13 protein-coding genes are annotated in these 18238 nt (G+C 66.7%); 5 read left to right on the top strand and 8 right to left on the bottom strand.

The genetic code is table 11. The annotated features are described in order from the left end of the window. The first annotated feature begins 95 nt into the window (after positions 1-95). Positions 96-410: an HAD family hydrolase gene (locus IG178_RS23735; protein WP_193215085.1), complete on the top strand. Its 315-nt coding sequence runs from the start codon at positions 96-98 to the stop codon at positions 408-410. On the opposite strand, the gene IG178_RS23730 is transcribed toward IG178_RS23735, so the two are convergent. Continuing rightward, positions 400-1830, bottom strand: a complete 1431-nt coding sequence (locus tag IG178_RS23730) for a Gfo/Idh/MocA family protein (protein ID WP_193215084.1) — start codon at positions 1828-1830, stop codon at positions 400-402. The genes IG178_RS23735 and IG178_RS23730 overlap by 11 nt on opposite strands. Then, positions 1827-2762: a DUF6807 domain-containing protein gene (locus IG178_RS23725; RefSeq protein WP_193215083.1), complete on the bottom strand. Its 936-nt coding sequence runs from the start codon at positions 2760-2762 to the stop codon at positions 1827-1829. The genes IG178_RS23730 and IG178_RS23725 overlap by 4 nt, the downstream gene beginning before the upstream one ends. Before the next feature lie 85 nt (positions 2763-2847). Here IG178_RS23725 and IG178_RS23720 point away from each other — a divergent pair, with 85 nt between their 5' ends. Next, positions 2848-3396, top strand: a complete 549-nt coding sequence (locus tag IG178_RS23720) for an RNA polymerase sigma factor (RefSeq protein WP_193215082.1) — start codon at positions 2848-2850, stop codon at positions 3394-3396. Further along, complete coding sequence (locus IG178_RS23715) at positions 3389-4294, top strand: hypothetical protein (protein WP_193215081.1); 906 nt, start codon at positions 3389-3391, stop codon at positions 4292-4294. Before IG178_RS23720 ends, IG178_RS23715 begins: the two co-directional genes overlap by 8 nt. A gap of 124 nt (positions 4295-4418) precedes the next feature. Here IG178_RS23715 and typA read toward each other — a convergent pair whose 3' ends face one another. The 5 genes from typA to IG178_RS23690 form a co-directional block, all read right to left on the bottom strand. Beyond that, complete coding sequence (gene typA / locus IG178_RS23710; protein WP_193215080.1) at positions 4419-6257, bottom strand: translational GTPase TypA; 1839 nt, start codon at positions 6255-6257, stop codon at positions 4419-4421. Between the two features lie 131 nt (positions 6258-6388). After that, complete coding sequence (locus IG178_RS23705; protein ID WP_226895717.1) at positions 6389-7828, bottom strand: outer membrane protein assembly factor BamB family protein; 1440 nt, start codon at positions 7826-7828, stop codon at positions 6389-6391. Positions 7829-7927: 99 nt separating this feature from the next. Then, positions 7928-8383 carry a DUF5069 domain-containing protein gene (locus IG178_RS23700; RefSeq protein ID WP_193215079.1) on the bottom strand — a complete coding sequence of 152 codons (456 nt, stop codon included), beginning with the start codon at positions 8381-8383 and terminating at the stop codon, positions 7928-7930. A 54-nt stretch (positions 8384-8437) separates the two neighbouring features. Further along, the gene (gene rpiB, locus IG178_RS23695; protein ID WP_193215078.1) at positions 8438-8866 is read right to left on the bottom strand and encodes a ribose 5-phosphate isomerase B; all 429 of its coding nucleotides are present in this window, start codon (positions 8864-8866) and stop codon (positions 8438-8440) included. 57 nt (positions 8867-8923) lie between these two features. After that, positions 8924-10819 (bottom strand): formylglycine-generating enzyme family protein, encoded by a 1896-nt coding sequence (locus IG178_RS23690; RefSeq protein ID WP_193215077.1) that lies wholly within the window; start codon positions 10817-10819, stop codon positions 8924-8926. 517 nt (positions 10820-11336) lie between these two features. On the opposite strand from IG178_RS23690, the gene IG178_RS23685 reads away from it, so the two are divergent. Together IG178_RS23685 and IG178_RS23680 are read left to right on the top strand one after the other, a co-directional pair. After that, the gene (locus IG178_RS23685) at positions 11337-14123 is read left to right on the top strand and encodes a beta strand repeat-containing protein (protein ID WP_193215076.1); all 2787 of its coding nucleotides are present in this window, start codon (positions 11337-11339) and stop codon (positions 14121-14123) included. Positions 14124-14198: 75 nt separating this feature from the next. Continuing rightward, complete coding sequence (locus IG178_RS23680) at positions 14199-17216, top strand: autotransporter outer membrane beta-barrel domain-containing protein (protein ID WP_193215075.1); 3018 nt, start codon at positions 14199-14201, stop codon at positions 17214-17216. A 4-nt stretch (positions 17217-17220) separates the two neighbouring features. On the opposite strand, the gene IG178_RS23675 is transcribed toward IG178_RS23680, so the two are convergent. Next, positions 17221-18238: efflux transporter outer membrane subunit (locus IG178_RS23675; RefSeq protein WP_193215074.1), on the bottom strand; the 1018-nt coding region annotated here is incomplete at its 5' end.

The raw sequence follows: 18238 nt of genomic DNA, 5'->3' as shown, positions 1-18238 counted from the left end.
ACGCGTTGAACCGGACGCCGGAATCTCATCACCTACGATGAAAACAGTAGCACTTTGCCCGTTGACAAACACGAAGCCATAGCAACGTCGAGTGCGTGCTGGGGATCACCGGCCTCGGCGGGCGATTCCGCGACATCGCGGCGTCCGAGGACGTGTCGCGCGGCAAGCCGGACCCCGAGGTCTTCCTCAAGGCCGCGGCGAAGCTCGGCGTGGATCCCGCGTCGTGCGTGGTGATCGAGGACGCCCGGGTCGGCATCCGCGCCGCGAAGGCGGCGGGCATGAAGGCGCTGGCGGTGACCACCACCCACCCGGCGGACTCGCTGGCGCCTGAAGGTCCGGACCGGATCGCGGCCACGCTCGAAGCCGTGGATGCGGCTTTCCTCGGCGGCTTGTGGGAGATCAAACCGTGATGCCGAAGCCGTCGCGGTAGGGATCCTTGAGCAGGGCGTTGGCGCGGTCGGCGAGGGAGCCGGTGAAGGTTTCGCGCGCGCCGTCCAGCGTCAGCAGCGGACCGGCGGGGATGCCGGTTTTCTTCAGGTCCACCCCGTTGGCGACGAGATGGGCGTCCATCCGCTCCACCGCTTCGGCGGCAGCCGGGTGGGTGAACGATTCGCGGACGTAGCGGCTCATCTGCGGCTCGCCGAGGGCGCAGGAGATGTTCCCGATGTGGGCGAGGGCCGACGAGAGGTGACCGCTTTCGGCGGAGAGCATCTTGTCCTGCTTTCCCGTGCGGATGGAGTCGACCCAGCTCTGGAAGTGCGAGCGGCCGCCCTTGAACTCCTTGATCTTCTTGCCCGCGGTGTCGAACACGGCGCAGCCGGCATTGTGGCCGCCGGCGAGCCAACCGCCTTCGTATTCGATGATGTTGCCGATCTGCTGGCCCTTGTAGCTGTCCATGCCGGACTTGTAATCGACGTCCTTCTTCGGCAGGCCGCGGACCTCGAACAGGATCGGTGCCGGCTCGTAGCCGAGGAACACGATCTGGGTGTTGGCGACGTCGCCGTCGTCGTCGTGGGCGAAGCGGCCGCCGCAGGAAATCACCGAGGACGGGAGCTGCTGCGGATCGCCGAGCGCCCAACGGCAGACGTCGAGCTGGTGGGGGCCTTGGTTGCCGAGGTCGCCGTTGCCGTAGGGCGATTGCCAGTGCCAGTCGTAGTGGAACTGCTTGCGCCGCGGCGGGTCGGTGGCGCGCGGGCCGCACCACAGGTCGTAGTTCACTTCCGTCGGCGGCTTTTGCGGGCCGCCAACCTTGCCGATCGACGGCCGCGGCTTGTAGCAGAATCCGCGGGCGAGCGTGAGCTTGCCGAGCTTGCCTTCCGCCAGCCACGCGAAGGCTTCCGCCCAGGCGGTTTCGGAGCGGCGCTGGAAGCCGTGCTGGATGACCTTGCCGTATTTCGCCTGGGCTTCCGCCAGCTTGCGGCCTTCCCAGACGTTGTGGGAGACCGGTTTCTCGACGTAGACGTGCTTGCCGTTCGCGGCCGCGGTGATCGCGATCAGGCAGTGGGTGTGGTTGGGCGTCGCGATGGTGACCGCGTCGATGTCCGGAGACTCGCACAAGGTACGAAAGTCCTCGTAAACCGTCACCTCGAGGCCCTTCTTCCCGACCTTTTCCTTGGCGCGGGCCAGCACCTTGGAATCGCAGTCGCAGAGGGCGACCAGGCGGGCTCCCTTCGCGCCGATCACGCCGTCGACGTGAGCCATGCCGCGGCCGTTGAGGCCGATCACCGCGACCCGCAGGTCGTCGTTCGCGCCCTGGGCGCGGGCATGGGGGGCAAGCAGGGACCAGGTCCCGGCGAAAGCGGAGGTGCTGAGGAAATGGCGGCGTTTCATTTTGCGAATTCCGTCCAGAGTCCGGGCAGCTTCGCCGATTCGAGGCTGCCGTGGTGCAGGACCACTTCGTAACGAAGGGTAAGGGTCTCGCCTTTCTTCAAAGTGTAGTCGCCGAGGTGCTTGTCCTTCTTGCCCTCGAAGTCGTGGATGCCGAAGGGATTGGCGGCGAGCAGGCCGTAGTCGCGGGCGTGCCACCAGGTCGGGTTGCGGAGGTTGGTCGGGTGGTCGAACATGGCGACCACCGCCGGCTCGCCCTTTTCGTCAGGCCCGGTGAAGGCGACCCAGTTCGAGCGCTTGCCCCACGACTCGAAGTCGCTGCGGCCCTCGGAGTCGGCGATGTGGCCCTTGGCCTGCTGGCCTTTCAGGCGCAGGGTGCGGTCGACGCGGACGGCGAAGGTGCCTTCCTTGGTGTCGCCGAACAGCACGTCGCCATCGGCGGCGGTGAGCTTGGAGACGACCCCGATGATCGAGGTTTCCTTGTCAGGCCAGCGGAAGGTGAAGGTCCGCTCCTCGGTGAGATGGGTTTTGCCGCCGGCGGTCCAGGCGAGGTCGACGGTGAACGAGCCCCCGTTGGCGGTGGAGTTGGTGGCGCGGATCCCCTTGTGGACGATCCGCGGGTCGCTGGCCTTGGTGGTCCAGGCCCAGAAGTCGTGGCCGTTGACCGCGCCGTGGCTGAGCCACAGCGAGCGGTGATGGGGGTGGTCGCGCTCCTCTTCCTTGTAGTCATCGGACATCGGCCAATGGCGGCTCAGGCAGGCGCCGGAGGCCGACAGGAGCGGGTAGAGGTAGGGCACCCGGGAGTCGGTGCGGTATTCCGTGAAGACCTCGCCGTTGTGGCGGACGGTGACCGTGCCGTCCTTGCCGACGATGTCGGTCGACTCGGCATGGAGAACGGGGAGGGTGGCAATCAGGGAAAGGAGCAGGGGTTTCATTCGGGGTACGCTGGAGCGATTCTACGCATGGCGCGATGGAAAATTGCGGAATAACCCTCAAGGGTGACGCTCCAAGGGAAGTCCCATGTCCGAATTCGAACAACTCGTCGATGCCCATTACGAGGCGCTCTATCGCTTCGGGATGTCGTTGTCGAAGAATGCCGACACGGCGGGCGACCTGGTGCAGCAGACCTTCTGCATCTGGGCGCAGAAGGGCCATCAGTTGAACGACCGCAGCAAGGCGAAGACCTGGTTGTTCACGACGCTGCACCGCGAGTTCCTCGCCCTGGCGCGGAAGTCGAAGCGGTTCAGCGACGAGGAGCTGACCGAGGCGGTGGCGGGACGGGTCAGCCCGGAGGAAGACGACACCGAACGGGTGATGGACGGGCAGCGTGCGCTGGAGCTGCTGGGCGAGCTGGACGAGAACTTCCGCGCGCCGCTGTCCCTGTTTTATCTCCAGCAGCACAGCTACAAGGAAATCGCCGAGATCCTCGACGTGCCGATCGGCACCGTGATGTCGCGGATTTCGCGGGCGAAGGAGATGCTGCGCCGGCGCATGACCGCGGAGCCGGCGAGCGCACCGAAAAACATTCTGCAACTCGAACCGGAGGCGTTGAAAAGGAACAATGGATAGGGAGGAAGCACGTTTCATCCTCCGCTGCTTCCGCCCGGATGGCGCGGACGCGGAGAACCCGGATTTCGCCGAGGCGCTCGCCTGGGCGGCGAAGGACCGTGAACTCGGCGCCTGGCTGGCCCACGAGCGGTCGAGCGACGCGGAGTTCGCGAAGGCGCTGAATTCCGTGGGCATCCCGGTGGAGCTGCGCGACGAGATTCTCACGGGCCTCGCCGTGGAGCGCGGTGACGACGGCGGCCGCCCGGACGAGTTCGATCGCCGCGTGATGGGCGCCCTGGCGTCGGTGAAGCCGCCGCCGGGCCTGCGCGGGGACATCCTCGCGGCCATGGTGCGGACGGTCGCCCCGCCGGAGCCGGCGAAGTCCCGTTGGTCGGGATGGTGGCTTGGACTGCCGCTGGCCGCGGCGGCGGGGATCGCGGTGGCGTTCGTGGTTTCGGCCCCCGAGTCCGGTCGTGATACAAAGATCGTTTCCCTGCCTCCCGCCGACGGAGGTGGCGTCGTCCAGGCATCTCTGACCCTGGAAGGCATCGAGAACGGTTTCATCGAGGTCTTCGAGTCACCGGATTTCACCCTCGATCTGGAGAATTCCGATCACCAGGAGCTCTTCAACTACCTGCGGTCGGAAAAGCTGCCCTGCCCGAGCCATTGCATTCCCAAGGGGATCAAGGAGCTTCCTGGCGTCGGTTGCCGCGAGCTCAAGATCCGTGGCAAGAAAGGAACCCTGATTTGCTTCAAGCGAGAGGGTTCGCTGGTCCACGTGGTCGTGTTCAAGCGGGAGGACGTGAAGTGCAAATTGCCGGAGTCGGGCAAGCCGGTGACCGGCGAGCACGGAAACTGGGGCGTGTCCCGCTGGGAAGACCAGGACTGTGTCTTCGTGATGCTCGAGAAGAAGCATTGATCGGCCGGGCCGGAATGCACTCCCGCGCCACTTGCAAAGCAGCGCGGCTACATGACAACGGGCCGCTTCTTGCGAAGCGGCCCGTGCGGGGAAGGCAGTTGGGGAAGGAGATCTTTTCTCCGGATCAGCCGCGGTTGCTGCGGTCTTCGCCACCCTTCTGCGCGCGCTTGCGGGCGTTGGCATCGAGGATGCGCTTGCGCAGGCGGATGTTCTGCGGGGTCGCTTCGACCAGTTCGTCGGCGTCGATGTATTCGATCGCGCGCTCGAGCGAGAAGCGCAGGGCGGGGGTCAGCTTGGAAGTCTTGTCCTTACCGGCGGAGCGCATGTTGTCGAGGTGCTTCTCCTTGACCGGGTTGACCGGCAGGTCGCCGACGCGCGGGTTCTCGCCGACCAGCATGCCGCCGTAGACGGCGTCGCCGGGCGCGACGAAGAGGATGCCGCGCTCCTCGAGCATCTGCAGCGAGTAGGGCGTGGCAGCGCCGGCATCCATCGACACCAGGGTGCCGGTGGTTCGGGTGACAATGTCACCGGCGAAGGGCGCGTATTCGTTGAAGAGGTGGCTCATGATGCCGTGGCCGGAGGTCAGGTTGACCAGCTCGGTCTCGAAGCCGATCAGGCCGCGGGTCGGGATGTTGGCCTGGATGAAGACGCGGCCGCTGGCCTCGGTCTCCATGTTCTCCATCACGCCCTTGCGGTTCATGAGGATCTTGAGGATGCCCTGCGAGTAGTCGCCGGGAGCCTCGACGTAGAGGGTTTCGAAGGGCTCGAGCAGCTTGCCGTCGTCGTCGCGGCGGTAAATCACCACCGGGCGGGAAACGAGGACCTCGAAACCCTCGCGGCGCATCTGCTCGACCAGCACCGCGATCTGCATCGAGCCGCGGGCGGAGACCTCGAAGACGCCGGAGGTCTCGGTGTCCTCGACGGTGATCGAGATGTTGGTCTTGAGCTCGCGCATCAGGCGGTCGCGGATGGCGCGCGAGGTGACGTGCTTGCCTTCCTTGCCGGCGAGCGGGCCGTCGTTGATGGAGAACTGCATCGACACGGTCGGCGGGTCGATGGCGACGAAGGGAAGCGGCTCCTGGTCCGCGGAGCCGGCGAGGGTTTCGCCGATGTTGACGTCCTCGATGCCGGCGGCGATGCCGACGATGCCGCCGGCGCCGCAGCCCTCGGAGTCCGCGGTGGCGAGACCGGAGTAGGTGAAGGTCTTCATCACCTTGGACTGGACCTTGGTGCCGTCGGGGCGGAGGAGATGGATGACATCGCCCTTTTTCACGCTGCCGCCGAGGACCTTGCCGATGGCGACGCGGCCGACGTAGTCGTCCCACTCGATGTTGGAGACGAGCATCAGGAACGGCGCGTCCGGGTCGGCCTTCGGCTCGGGGATGTGCTCGACGATTTTCTTGAGCAGCGGGACGCAGTCCTTCCGCTCGTCGTCCCAGTGATCCATGAAGTAGCCGTCGCGGGCGGAGCCGTAGCAGAACGGGGCGTTGAACTGTTCCTCATCGGCGTCGAGGTCGAGCAGCAGCTCCAGCACCTGATCGTGGACCTTTTCCGGGGTGGCCAGCGGGCGGTCGATCTTGTTGACGACGACGATCGGCTTGAGGCCTTCCTGCATCGCCTTGCGGAGCACGAAGCGGGTCTGGGCCTGGGGACCGCCGGAGGCATCGACGACGAGGAGCACGCCGTCGACCATCTTCATCACGCGCTCCACCTCGGCACCGAAGTCGGCGTGGCCCGGGGTGTCGACGATGTTGATGGTGTAGCCCTCCCAGTGGATGGAGGTGTTCTTGGCCTTGATGGTGATGCCCTTTTCCTTCTCGAGGTCCATCGAGTCCATCGCCCGCTCCTGCTGGGCCTGGTTGTCGCGGTAGGTTCCGCCGGCTTGCAGCAGCTGGTCGACCAGGGTGGTCTTCCCGTGGTCAACGTGGGCGATGATGGCGAGATTTCGGATCTTCAAGGACATGGCGGCGGGTGCCCGGGACGCGGGCGGGCGGCCCTATGGCGGCTTTTTTCCCGGATGGCAAGGGGAAGCAGGTGACGTTCCACCGCCGGAGCGGCAAAAAATCGCCCCCGGAGCCCCCGGAGGCGGGAAAGTCAGCCTTTCACGTCGTAGCAGAAGACCAGGTCCTGGTCGCGCAGGTAGAGGCGCCCGCCGATGACCACCGGGTGGGTCCAGACCTTGCCCTGGGTGCCTTCGCGGAGCTTGGTTTCCTGCGGCAGCTTGAAGCGGCCGTGCTCGAGGAAGCCGACCGGGCTGGCGTCGACCAGGAACACCGAGCCTTCCTCCTCGTCCATGCAGTAAAGCATGCCGTCGGCATAGTGGACCGTTCCCTTTTGGATGCCCTCGCCCTTTTTGTTCCAGACCTGCTTGCCGGTCTCGAAGTCCTGGCAGACCAGCCCGCCGCCGTCGGAAAAACCGAAAATGTGGCCGTCCGCCAGCAGCACGCCGCCATGGTGGTTCTTCATCACCTTGTTTTCCCAGATTTCCTCGGCCTTGCCGCCGTCGATCTTCACCTGCTTGGAACCGGCCCCGTAGCCGGAGGTGACGTAGACCTTGCCGTCGTGGAAAACCGGGGTCGGGATCACGGCGGTGCGGCCCTGTTTCCAATCGGAGGTCCAGACGACCTCGCCGCTTTCCGCGTCCACGCCGGCCAGTTTGTTCATGAACAGCTGGATGTACTGGCGCTTGCCGCCCACGTCGGCGGGCACCAGCGACGAGTACTGGGCATCGTCCTCGAGGCCCTTGCTGGCCCAGAGCTTCTTGCCCGACTTCTTGTCGAAGGCGACGATCGCCCCGTCCTTGCCGCCGGGGGTGACGACCACCCGGTCGCCATCGACCAGCGGGGACTCGGAGTAGCCCCAGTCCGGGACCTTGCCGCCGAAGTCCTTGACCAGATCCTTGCGCCATTTCCGCGAACCGTCGGCAGCGCTGAGGCAGGCGAACTCGCCGTTGGCGCTCATCGCGTAGACCATGCCGTCACTGACGGTCGGTGCGCCGCGCGGGCCGCCGCCCCAGCCGGTGTTGTAGCCGGACTCCGGGTCGTCGCCGATCGCCTCGCCCCAGATTTCCTTGCCGGTCGCGGCATCGAGGCAGATGACCTGGGCCTTGCCCTTGCGGCTGCCGGTGACGTAGAGGCGGCCGCCGCTGATGGCGGGCGAGCTGTAGCCCTTGCCGGCATCGTCGAAGGTCCACAGCAGCGGCGGCCCGTCGGCCGGCCACTCCTTGAGCAGGCCGGTGTCCGGCGAGCGGTCGTCGCGGCGCGGGCCGCGCCAGGTCGGCCATTCGGCGGCCGCGGCGGCGGGAGTCGCCGCCTGGCCCTTGGCGAATTCCTGGTCGGCGGCGGAGAGCCGTGAGAGCGGGATGTTGAAGGTTTTTCCGTCGGCGCGCTCGAGGCTCACCGTGCCATCCTCGAGGCCGATGAACTCGGCTTCAATGGTGCGGCCGCTCTGGGCGTCGGTCCAGGTGCGGGCAAGGCCGCTGCCGGCGAGGCCAAGGGCAAGGATGGCGGGGAAAAGGCGCGGGTGGATTTTCATGGAATGAAGGATCGGAGTTGAGCGGAACAAGTGCCGGGACGCAGCCCAAAAATGGCCGCAACCGTCTTCATACCCGGAGCGCCCGGGATTCTTTCCATTTCAATGAGCCGCCGCGGATCCATCCCACCTCGGCGGGCGGCCTTCATCGAGGTCGATGAAGTCGAACATGGTCTGGACGGTGCCGGGAGGCAGGCCGACCTCGGCGAGGCGGATGGTCACCCGCTCGGCGACCGCGTCGCGCCAGCCCAGCTTGGAGAGGAAGCCGTTGAAGATCTCGATCTCCTCCGCGGACGGCGACCGGCCGTTCTCCAGCGCCCACGCCAGCAGCTCGTCGTCGGTCCCGCCTTGCAACGTCCGCGCCTCCAGCTCGGGGTAGCCGATGCCGAGGAAGCGGCAACAGCGGCCGTCGAAGCCCTGGGTCAGGCCCTTCGCGTCGATCCACGCCTGCGGCAGCTGGCCTTCCGCATGAAGGCGAATCTTGTCGAGCATCCGCCCGAAGTGGACGATGCCCCCGACCGTGTCATAGGGGCTGCGAAGTCCGGGAATCGTGGTCATGGCACCCCGACCTTTCGCGGCCGGCCCGGCCGGGTAAAGCCCCGATCCAGCGCCTCACTCGTCGAGTTGCAGGATGCGCTCCTCGTGGCGGCCGCCGTCGAAAGGGGTGGCGAGGAACACGTCGACGATTTCGAGGGCGGTCGAAAGTTCCATCATTCGCTCGCCGATCGCGATCATGTTGGCGTCGTTGTGGCGGCGGGTCAGGTGGGCGGATTCGAGGTTCCAGCAGACGCCGCAGCGGATGCCGCGGATCCGGTTGGCCGCCATGGCCTCGCCGTTGCCGGAGCCGCCCAGGACGATGCCCCGCTCGAAGTCACCGGCGGCCACGGCCTTGGCGACCGGGCGGATACAGGTCACGTAGGAGACCGGCTCGGTGGAGTCCGTGCCGAAGTCGTTCACGACGTGGCCCGCCGCCCGCAGGTGGGCGATGATGGCCTTCTTGTAGTTGAAACCCGCGTGGTCGGAGCCGATGGCGATTCTCATTCCGGGAAATACTTGGCAGCCGGGACGGATCGACAAGCGCGGACTTGGGGCATCGTGTCACTCGGGGGCGTTGAGGGCGTAGCGGAAGCCGCTGCCGTGATGGTTGCCACCGCCGGGAGGTGACCAGTTGCGGCTGGCGGAGCGGAGCATGTGGCCGGGATTCCGCCAGTCGCCGCCGCGGGTCATCCGGTACATCCCGATCTCGGGTCCCTTCGGGTCGACCAGCGGCAGCCCGCTGAATTGACGGGGCACCAGCGGGTTGAAACGGTCCCACACCCACTCCGAGACGTTGCCGTGCATGTCGAACAAGCCGAGCGCATTCGGTGCAAGCGTGCCGACCGGATGGGTCGCGGCGGTATTGCCGAAGTAGGAGGCGATGCCGTCGAGGTTCGGGTCGTTCAGGGTCGCCTCCGCGGCGGGCAGCGGCCAGCTCGGGTAGTGCTTGCCGTGGCTGAGGTTCAGACCGTTGCTCAGCGCGGTGATCGTTCCGGCGCGGCAGGCGTACTCCCACTCGGCTTCGGTTGGGAGGCGATAGCCGTTGGCGTCCCAGTTGCAGCGCAGCGCGTCGGGTTCATTGGAGATCTCGTCGAAGCCCTGGTCCTTCCAGATCTCGATTGTGCCGCCGTGCTCCTCGTCGAGCACCACCAGATAGCAGGGTTCCCGCCCTTCCATCTCGCTCTTGGCATTGAGCCACTTCATCGCGTCGTAAATGCCGATGTTGGTGGCGGGCTGCTGCGGCGACTCGTCGTCCGCCGGGGCGGAGTCGAGGATGTTGCCGCCTTCTTCCTCCAGCAGGTGGCGGCCGCCGCGGGCCTCGTCGCCGTCGCCGACGAGATAGCCGTGCCCATTGGCCCAATCCTGGACGGTGGTCCATTCCGCCCAGGTGGTCTCGTGGCGGTTGAGGAAGAATCCCTTGGTCAGCGTCACCGGATGCAGGAAATCCTCCTCGCCGCCGTGGTTGCCGGAGACGTAGCCGCTCCAGATCCTGCCCGTTTCGGACGGCGGGCTGCCGGCGAGGAAGCGGCCCGGGGGGATGTAGGCGAAGGCTGCCGACGGTGGCTCGACCTGCGGCTGGTGCCCGGCCCGGGCGAACAGGCGCGGGCCGGCCGGCACGATGTAGTCGATGTCCACGGAGCCGGCGGTAAGGCTGCCTTCGACCAGCTCCGAGCGGAGCGTGCGGCCGGACCAGCTTGCGAGGTCGCTGCTGAAAGCGGGATCCATCAAGCCATCCGCGGCGAGCCCGTGGCGAATCCGGAACCGGGCTTCGCCGTTGGCCACGGTCACCGCGTGGATGCCGGCCGGCGTCGGCGCGGACGGGTCGAGCCCCATCAGCCAGCTGGTGTCGATCCTGCGGCCGCCGACCCGGGTGCTGCCGGGGCCGCTGAGGCCGTGCGCGGCCTTGTAGTCGCCGAAGCTCTGGGCCGGTGATGAAAGGGGGGTGAAGTCGATCTGCGCGAGCTTGCCGAGATCCTCGCCGCCGCTCTGGTAGGTGGTCTTCCGGTAGATCCAGCTGACGGTGTGCACGCCCTGCGGGATGAAGACATCCATCGGGATCCAGCCACCGTTGTCGCCGGAGATGCGTCCCGCCTCGACGATCCCTCCGGGCTGGCCGATCTGGCAGCTCAACCAGCCGTCGTTCGCCAGCGAAGAGACGCTCCACTGGAACGACAGGATGCCGGGGCCGGTCAGCGTGAGCTGGGCGATCGAGGGATCCCCCTCTGTCCAGATCAAGCCGCTGATGATGCAGTTGCTTCCGTCCGGGCCCTCGCCGTCGGCGACTTCCCATGCCAGACCGGGCGGCGACACCGTCTCGCTTGCGATCGAGCCGGTCAGGTAGTCGACGTAGTCGCCCAGGTCCTCGCCATGGAGTTGGCTGCCGGCGAGGGAAAGGCCGACGGATGCCGCGGCGCGGACGATCCGGGTCGCCGGTCGGATGTTGTAGTGGAACGGCATGACGTTTTGCGTTGGTCCCGGGCAAGCACGCCCGGGCAATCGAACGCGTCCGGACGGTGGCGGGGATGTACGAGGTTCCTAGCACTTGACGGACAAAAGTCATGCGGCCGGCTCTTTCAAAAACTGTCGATGTGCTGTCGACAGATGAGTGCGAAACGGGGCGAAGGAGGGGCTTCCCAGGAGACCTGAGGCGACGGTAAAAACTGTTCATGAAAAATGCACAGAGGGTATTTTTGGAATGGTGTGGGAGGACGCTTCCAGGGCTCGAAAGCGACTTGTTCTGCTCCAGGCTAGTGAGCTGAAAACCAGTGGGTTGAATGATATCAAGTTGTTCGTCACCAGCGGTGTTCGGGGGAGTGTCCGGCGGTGGGCCAGGGATGGATCGATTGTGCCATCGCCACGGGTTTCCACCTTGTCGGGGCGGGGTGCAGGGCATAGCACCGGGTTTATCGGCAAGGCGGGCATGTCCGCTGCTCGAAGCGGCATTGATACGTCACATCTAGTAACTCACGAAGCCATGACCAAAAATCCCTCGATCCGTTCCATCATCAGCCGCGGCGGCCTGTTGTCCGCGGCGCTCGGCACCGCCGTCCTGCAGCCCGCCTCCGCCACCGACTGGACGCCCCAGGCCGGTGCCAACTACTGGGGTGACACCGCGATGTGGGGCGGCAACCCGGTTCCCGACGGGGTCGGCGCCACGGCGAACCTGACCGCGGACCTGACGGGCGGTTTCTCGCCGCAGGTCCAGTTCCGCGACAACAGCACGGGGGCGGCCGTGGTGCGCACCCTGGGAACGCTGGTCATCGGGGATACCACGGCAACCACCACCAACGATGGCACGCCGATGGCGGTCACCAGCTTCGGCAGCCTCAACTTTGACAACGGCGGGGCGGGTGCGAGCCTCACCACGACGACCAGCCCGTTTGTCATGACGACGGGCTTCCCGTCGAATCCCGCGATCCGCCTGTCGACCTTCACCATCAACGACAATCTTTCCATCAACAACAACCTCGGCCCTGCCTCGGGGAGCTTTGCCGAGAGTGGTTCCTCGATGGTGCTCGGGGCGATCAACGAGACCATGGCGGGCCGGAAGGTCACCTTCACCAGCGTCGGCGGCGTTGGCACCACGGCGCTCGGCGGTGACGGGAACTACAGCGGCGGCACCGATATCCTAGGCGGCCGGGTGTCCTTCGCTTCCAACGCCGGCTTTGGCACCGGCACGGTGATGGTGGCCAGTGGTGCCCAGGCCCAGTTCTCCGGCAGCGGGATGACGGTTGCCAACGACTTCGTGCTCAACGGTGACGGATGGGCGGAATCGGCAGGGACCCGCGGTGCCCTCTCGCTGGGCGCGAACTCGACCAGCGGCGACAAGTTCCACACCCTGACCGGCTCGATCACGATTGCATCGAACAGCCGCATCGAGGCCTGGGGCAACGTGACGGCGGATCTCAATGGCAGCTTGGTCGGCAGCGCGAATCTCGAGATCAACGGTCTCGACACGCCCGATCTCACCCGCAGCGGCACCATCCGCATCAACGGCGACGCGTCGAGCTACACCGGAACCATGACGGTGACCCAGGGCCGCGTCGACATCGGTTCGACCTTCGGGGGCGACGTGGTGGTGTCCTATCTCGGCAACATCGGTGGCAAGGGCACGATCGCCGGGAACCTGGAACTCGGCGCGGCCACTGCCGCCCCTCCGGTGGGAGGCTCCTTGTTCGCGGACAATGCCAGCGCCGGCAACCTGCATGTTGCCGGTGACGTCACGGTCAGCAGCGCGACCGGCATCCGTTTGTCTTCCTTTGCCACCGGGTCGAGCACGGTGCTCACGTATGGTGGTTCGCTGGCCGGCGGGGCCAACCTGGACCTGGCGGGGGGAGCGGCGAACTACCATGCGGGCACCTCGGTCGACACGCTGTCCACGCCCGGAGCGGTCATCGTCCACTACCAGACCGCCACAGCCAACTGGAACGGCGGTATCGGCGGTGTCTGGAGCAATCTGGGCACGGGTTGGACCGGCAATGCCGAAGGGATCTTCGCCCAGGGTGACGACGTCGTTTTCGGCGGGGCCGCTCCGGGAACCGTGAACATCGACGGCCAGGTGCATACCGGGACGATCACCTTCGACGGCAGCAGCGACTACACGTTGGAAGCGGCGGCCGGCAGTGGCATCGCCTCCGGCATGCTGGTGAAGAACGGCAGCGGTGTGCTGACCATCGGTGCGGGCACCAGCACCAACAACAACCAGAACACCTTCGACGGCGGGACTGTCATCAATGACGGCCGGATCCGGATCAATCCCAGCCTCTCTGCATCGGTGGCCGGTGTGTATGGCCAACTGGGTACCGGCAGCATCACGATGAACGGCGGCGCCTTTTCGAGCGCGAGCACCAGCTCCAAGAGCCTCAACAACCACCTCGTGATCAATGGCGATGCCACCCTCGGTGACAGCGTCGACAACGGCCTGCTGACCTTCAACGGCGGCGTTCACGTCGCCGCCGATGCGGAGCTGAACACCGCATCGAACGTCACCATCGGGATCAGTTCGTCCTATGCTGGCCTCACCGGCACCTCGAGCCTGACCAAGACGGGGACCGGCACACTGAGGATCAACGGGGCGACCACCTATGGTGGTGCCATCGATGTCCGCGAGGGAACCTTGATGGTGGGTTCGAGCCACACCCTCACCGTCGCCAGCGGCGGCTCGCTGACCACCAGCGGTGGTTCAATCACCGGCAATTCGGCGACGACGTCGGCGATCCTGATCGAGAGCGGAGCCTCGATGGGCGGCGTTGGCAGCATCGGGGTCCGGACGATGATCGAGGGCACCCATGGACCCGGCATGAGCCCGGGGATCCAGACCTTCTCCAACGGACTTGCCTACGCCGCGACCGGCACGCTGGCCTTCGAGATGGACGATCCGCTCGGCGTGTCCGGCACCGGCTTCGACGGGGTCGTGGTCACCGGCGGCGTCTTCGACATCGCGGCGGGTGCCGACATCACGCTGGCCTTCGCCGCCGGCGTCGATTTCTCCGACGTGTTCTGGGAATCCTCCCACGAGTGGATCGTGATCGACCTCGGTGCCGGCGTCACCGGCGACGGCGGGACGGCGACCTTCGACGTGGCGTCGATCACCGGCGGCAGCAACTACGATCCCTTGCTCGGGACCTTCTCCACCAGCCGCGTCACCGACGGCAACGGCAAGAATGACGTCTACCTGAACTGGACGGCGGTTCCCGAACCTTCGGTCGGCCTGCTCGGCTTGCTCGGCCTCGGCGTCTGCTTCCGCCGCCGCCGTGACTGATCCGGTCGCTGCCCGAAAACCTGAATCCCACGGAGCCGCAGTCAGCATTCGCCTGGTTGCGGCTCCTTTCCTGAGATGAACCCGCGCACCCATTCCCGCAGGCTCGCCGGCCTGGTGGCCAGCCTGGTTTCGGGCTCCTTCCAGCCGGCCGCCGCCGCCACCTGGACCAACTTCTACGACGACTGGGACCAGGCCTTCGCATGGAACCCGGCGATGCCCGACGCCGTGGGTGCCGTGGCGGATCTCTCGACGATCAACTACACCTCGGAAAACGTCGTCAACCTCAAGGGCACCCGCATGGTCGGGAGCATGATGCTGGGCGACAAGACGGCGCCGGTGTACGCCACCCGCTTCCGGGACGGCACGGTGGCCTCGACGCTGGTGTTCGACAACGGCGGTGCCGGCGCGACCCTCGGCACCCTGGTCAGTTCCGATGCCCCGCCGGCTGGATTCAACCGTCCGCCGGAGCCCGCCAACCAGTTCGACGTTCCCGTGGTGCTGGGCGACAATCTCACGCTCAGCGTCAACACCGGGGCGGCGACGGCCACGGTCACCCCGTGGATCGGCGTGATCTTCCAGAAGCCCGTGACCGAGGCCGGCGGCGCGCGCAGCCTGACGGTCGGCGGCAACGGCCGCGGCATCACCGGCTTCAATGCGCCGGCCAGCTTCAGCGGCGGCTGCACCGTCAACACCGGGAGCCTCCAGGCGGGGGTCACCGGAAGCCTCGGATCCGGACCCATCGTCGTCCAGCCGACCGGCCAGGCCGCTTGGTACGATGATCATGTGATTTCGAACGACCTCACCATCGGCGGCAACGGCTTCGCAGAGCCGGAGGGCGACCGCGGCGCGCTTTCGTTCCGCCAGGGCGTGCATAACCTGACTGGCAGCCTGGCGGTCGCATCCAATGCCCGCATCGAGGGAACCAGCGGAACCGTCGTGCACCTCGAGGGCCCGCTGACGGGAACCGCGAACCTCGAGATCAACGCCCTCAACGGCGGCACCGACGTGACGAAGCGCAGCGGCACCTTCGTCCTCCTCGGCGACGCCTCGGGCTTCAGCGGCAAGATCGCGGTCTCGCGCGGGCGCCTTGATCTCGGCCCTGCCTCGAATCCGGCCGGCAACGTGACCGTCGCCCAGACCGGCATCCTCGGTGGCGAAACCACCATCGGCGGGAACCTCGGCTTCAACACTTCCGCGCCACCCGGGTCGCAGTCGGTTCTCAGGGTCGATCCTTCCACGCCGGAAGCCCTTCACGTCAGCGGCAACCTGACCCTGTCGGGAGCGACCACCGTCGCCCTCACCGATGTTCCCGCCGGGACCAGCACGACGGTATTGAGTTATGACGGCAGCCTGAGCGGCGGAACCGCGAACCTCGACCTGGAGGGCGGCTTCGGCAGCTACCGCGCGGGCACCGGCTTTGACGTCACCACCAGTCCCGGCGAGGTGGTGTTGAATGTCGTGACCGGATCGCTGGTTTGGAACGGCGGCGATGCGAGCTGGAACACCAGCGATGCGAACTGGGCCGGCGGCGACACCTTCCATTTCCTCGACGACGTCACCTTCGATGAAACCAGTCCCGGTGGCGGTCTGGTTACCATCGACGGGCAGCTGCGCTGCGGAACGATCCTGGTCAACAATCCGGAGAGCACGGACTACACCTTCCACGCGCCGGAAGGCAACCGGATCGCATCCGGCTCCCTGGTCAAGGACGGCGCCGGCAGCCTGGTGATCGGGACCGACAACGAGACCGGCACCAACCTGCATCGCTACGCGGGCGGCACGACGATCCATGACGGCCAGGTGAGATTGCTCCAGTCGGGGAACGCCGGCCTCACCGAAGGACCGCTGGGCATCGGGCCGGTGGTCATGAACGGCGGATCGCTTTCGGCCTTCCATCCGTCCTTGCCGAGGCAGATCTACAATGAACTCCGGCTGAATGCCGGGGTGACCCTCGGCGAGGCGGGCGCTCCCGCTTCGTTCCGGATCGGCTCGAAGGTGACGATCGGCGCAACGCTCACGATCCACACGCCGTCGGAAATCTCGCTCGGCAAAGGCAACGACCCGGAGACCGGGATCGCGGACGACGGCGGCGGCCATGGGTTCACCAAGACCGGCACGGGGCTCCTGGAACTCGCCTTGGGAACCGACAGCAGTGTCGGGGGCGAGGTGGTGGTCGAAGAGGGCGTCTTCCAGGTTGGCGGCACCCTGGCTTGCACGGGGCTGAGCGTGGCGTCCGGGGCGACCTTGACCGGCACCGGCAGCCTCTCATCCGGTCTCGGGATTGCCGCCGGGGCAACGCTTTCCCCGGGCATGGAGAATTCCAGTGCGAAGACCTCGGCCTTCGGGGTCGGGGGGAACCTGGAGCTCGACGGCACCTTCCTCTGCGGGATCGATGCCGCGGGCGCCGACCGCCTGGTGGTCGGTGGCGAGCTCGACATCTCTTCGGCGACGCTCGACCTGACCGTGGCCGCGGGCCTCGAACTCGGGGACGCCCGTGTCATCGCCAGCTACGGATCGCTGGCGGGCGCCGGGTTCGCCTCCGTGGCCGGGGTCCCGGCCGGCTACAAGATCAGCTACTCCTACGACGATGGTAGTGGCAGCAACCACATCGCGCTGGTGGCCGACCTCCCGCCCTACGACAGCTGGGCTCTGGCGACAGGTCTGGCCGGAGGCGAAAATGCCGGCCCGGGCGACGACGCCAACGACGACGGGATTCCCAACCTGATGCACTTCGCGCTGGCCACCGACCCGCTGGGCGGCGGCGGCGACGAAGGCAAGCGGCGACTGGAGCTGGCCGGCGATCATCTGACCCTCACCCTGCCGGTGAGGAGCGGTGCGGTTTTTGCCGGCAGCCCGCTTACCGCGGAGATCGACGGCGTTGTCTACCGGATCCTGGGCGACGACGACCTGGCGGTGCCGCGGGACCTCGCGGTGGTCGAGGTGCTTCCGGCGCACGATGACGGCTTGCCGCCGCTCGATGATTTCGACGGGGTGGCGGGAGCCGACTGGACCTATCGTAGCTTCCGCCTGGTCGATCCGTTGGGATCCCACGCCGCGGCATTCATCAGTGTCGAAGTCGTGGAAGCACCTTGAGCGATCATTTCCAACCTCCGCCGAGCGCCTTGTAGAGGGCGACGGAATGGGTCAGCCGGGCGAGGCGCAGCTGGATCAGGTTTTGGCGCGCGGCATAGAGGTCCTGATGGGCGTCGAGGACCTGGAAATAGCTGTCCACACCCTGTTCGTAGCGGTCGCCGGCCAGCTCGAAGCGTGCTTGCTGGGCGGCGACGAGGTCGCGGTAGGCCTCGATCTGGCGGTCGACCCCGCTGCGGGAAGCCAGGCCGTCGGACACTTCGCGGAAGGCGGTTTGGATGCTCCTCTCATAGGCCGCGATGCCGATCTGTTTGCGGACCTGCGCGAGCTCGAGGTTGGCCTGGTTGTAGCCTCCGTCGAAAATCGGCACGCTGACCTGGGGTGAAAACGCCCAGGTGCTGCTGCCGTTGCGGAACAGGTCGCCGAGGCTCTTGCTGGCCGTGCCGGCACCACCGGTCAGGGAGATTCGCGGGAAGAAGGCCGCCCGGGCGGCGCCGATGTCGGCGTTGGCGGCGCGCAGCTGGTGTTCGGCCTCCATGATGTCGGGGCGGCGGGTCAGCAGGTCCGAGGGGATCCCGGCGTGAAGGTCGGCGACCAGGCCTTGTTCAAGCCCCCGGCCGGCGGGAAGATTGCCGGGCAGCGCGGAGGTCCCGGTCAGGAACCCGAGCGCGTTGCGGGTGAGGTCAAGCTGCTGGCGGTAGGCCGCGATGTTGGTTTCGGCGGTCTTCACCTGGATCTCGACCGAGCGCAGGTCGAGCTCGGTGGTGTCGCCGGCGTCCAGGCGGGTGCGGGTCAGGTCCAGGGTCTCGCGGACGGACGCGAGCGTTTGCTCGGAAAGCTCGATTTCCTCGAGGAGGGCGCGTTCGGTGAAATACTGCGACGCCACCTCGGCGATCAGCGAGATCCGGACGCCGAGCTGCGCGGCATCGCTGGCGAAGTAGTCCTGAAGCGCGGCTTCGTTGAGGCTGCGGACCCGGCCGAAGAGGTCGAGTTCGTAGGAAACCAGGCCGACCGAGACATCGAAG

Origin of the sequence: Neoluteolibacter marinus (assembly GCF_014904755.1) — a bacterium.
GTDB classification, from domain to species: domain Bacteria; phylum Verrucomicrobiota; class Verrucomicrobiia; order Verrucomicrobiales; family Akkermansiaceae; genus Haloferula; species Haloferula marina.
This window is presented reverse-complemented; position numbering and strand designations above follow the sequence as displayed.

What these genes read in the sequence shown, in the direction of transcription:
- IG178_RS23730 (WP_193215084.1), bottom strand. Translation starts at nt 1,830, where the DNA reads ATGAAACGCCGCCATTTCCTCAGCACCTCCGCTTTCGCCGGGACCTGG.
- IG178_RS23725 (WP_193215083.1), bottom strand. Translation starts at nt 2,762, where the DNA reads ATGAAACCCCTGCTCCTTTCCCTGATTGCCACCCTCCCCGTTCTCCAT.
- IG178_RS23720 (WP_193215082.1), top strand. Translation starts at nt 2,848, where the DNA reads ATGTCCGAATTCGAACAACTCGTCGATGCCCATTACGAGGCGCTCTAT.
- IG178_RS23715 (WP_193215081.1), top strand. Translation starts at nt 3,389, where the DNA reads ATGGATAGGGAGGAAGCACGTTTCATCCTCCGCTGCTTCCGCCCGGAT.
- typA (WP_193215080.1), bottom strand. Translation starts at nt 6,257, where the DNA reads ATGTCCTTGAAGATCCGAAATCTCGCCATCATCGCCCACGTTGACCAC.
- IG178_RS23705 (WP_226895717.1), bottom strand. Translation starts at nt 7,828, where the DNA reads ATGAAAATCCACCCGCGCCTTTTCCCCGCCATCCTTGCCCTTGGCCTC.
- IG178_RS23700 (WP_193215079.1), bottom strand. Translation starts at nt 8,383, where the DNA reads ATGACCACGATTCCCGGACTTCGCAGCCCCTATGACACGGTCGGGGGC.
- rpiB (WP_193215078.1), bottom strand. Translation starts at nt 8,866, where the DNA reads ATGAGAATCGCCATCGGCTCCGACCACGCGGGTTTCAACTACAAGAAG.
- IG178_RS23690 (WP_193215077.1), bottom strand. Translation starts at nt 10,819, where the DNA reads ATGCCGTTCCACTACAACATCCGACCGGCGACCCGGATCGTCCGCGCC.
- IG178_RS23685 (WP_193215076.1), top strand. Translation starts at nt 11,337, where the DNA reads ATGACCAAAAATCCCTCGATCCGTTCCATCATCAGCCGCGGCGGCCTG.
- IG178_RS23680 (WP_193215075.1), top strand. Translation starts at nt 14,199, where the DNA reads ATGAACCCGCGCACCCATTCCCGCAGGCTCGCCGGCCTGGTGGCCAGC.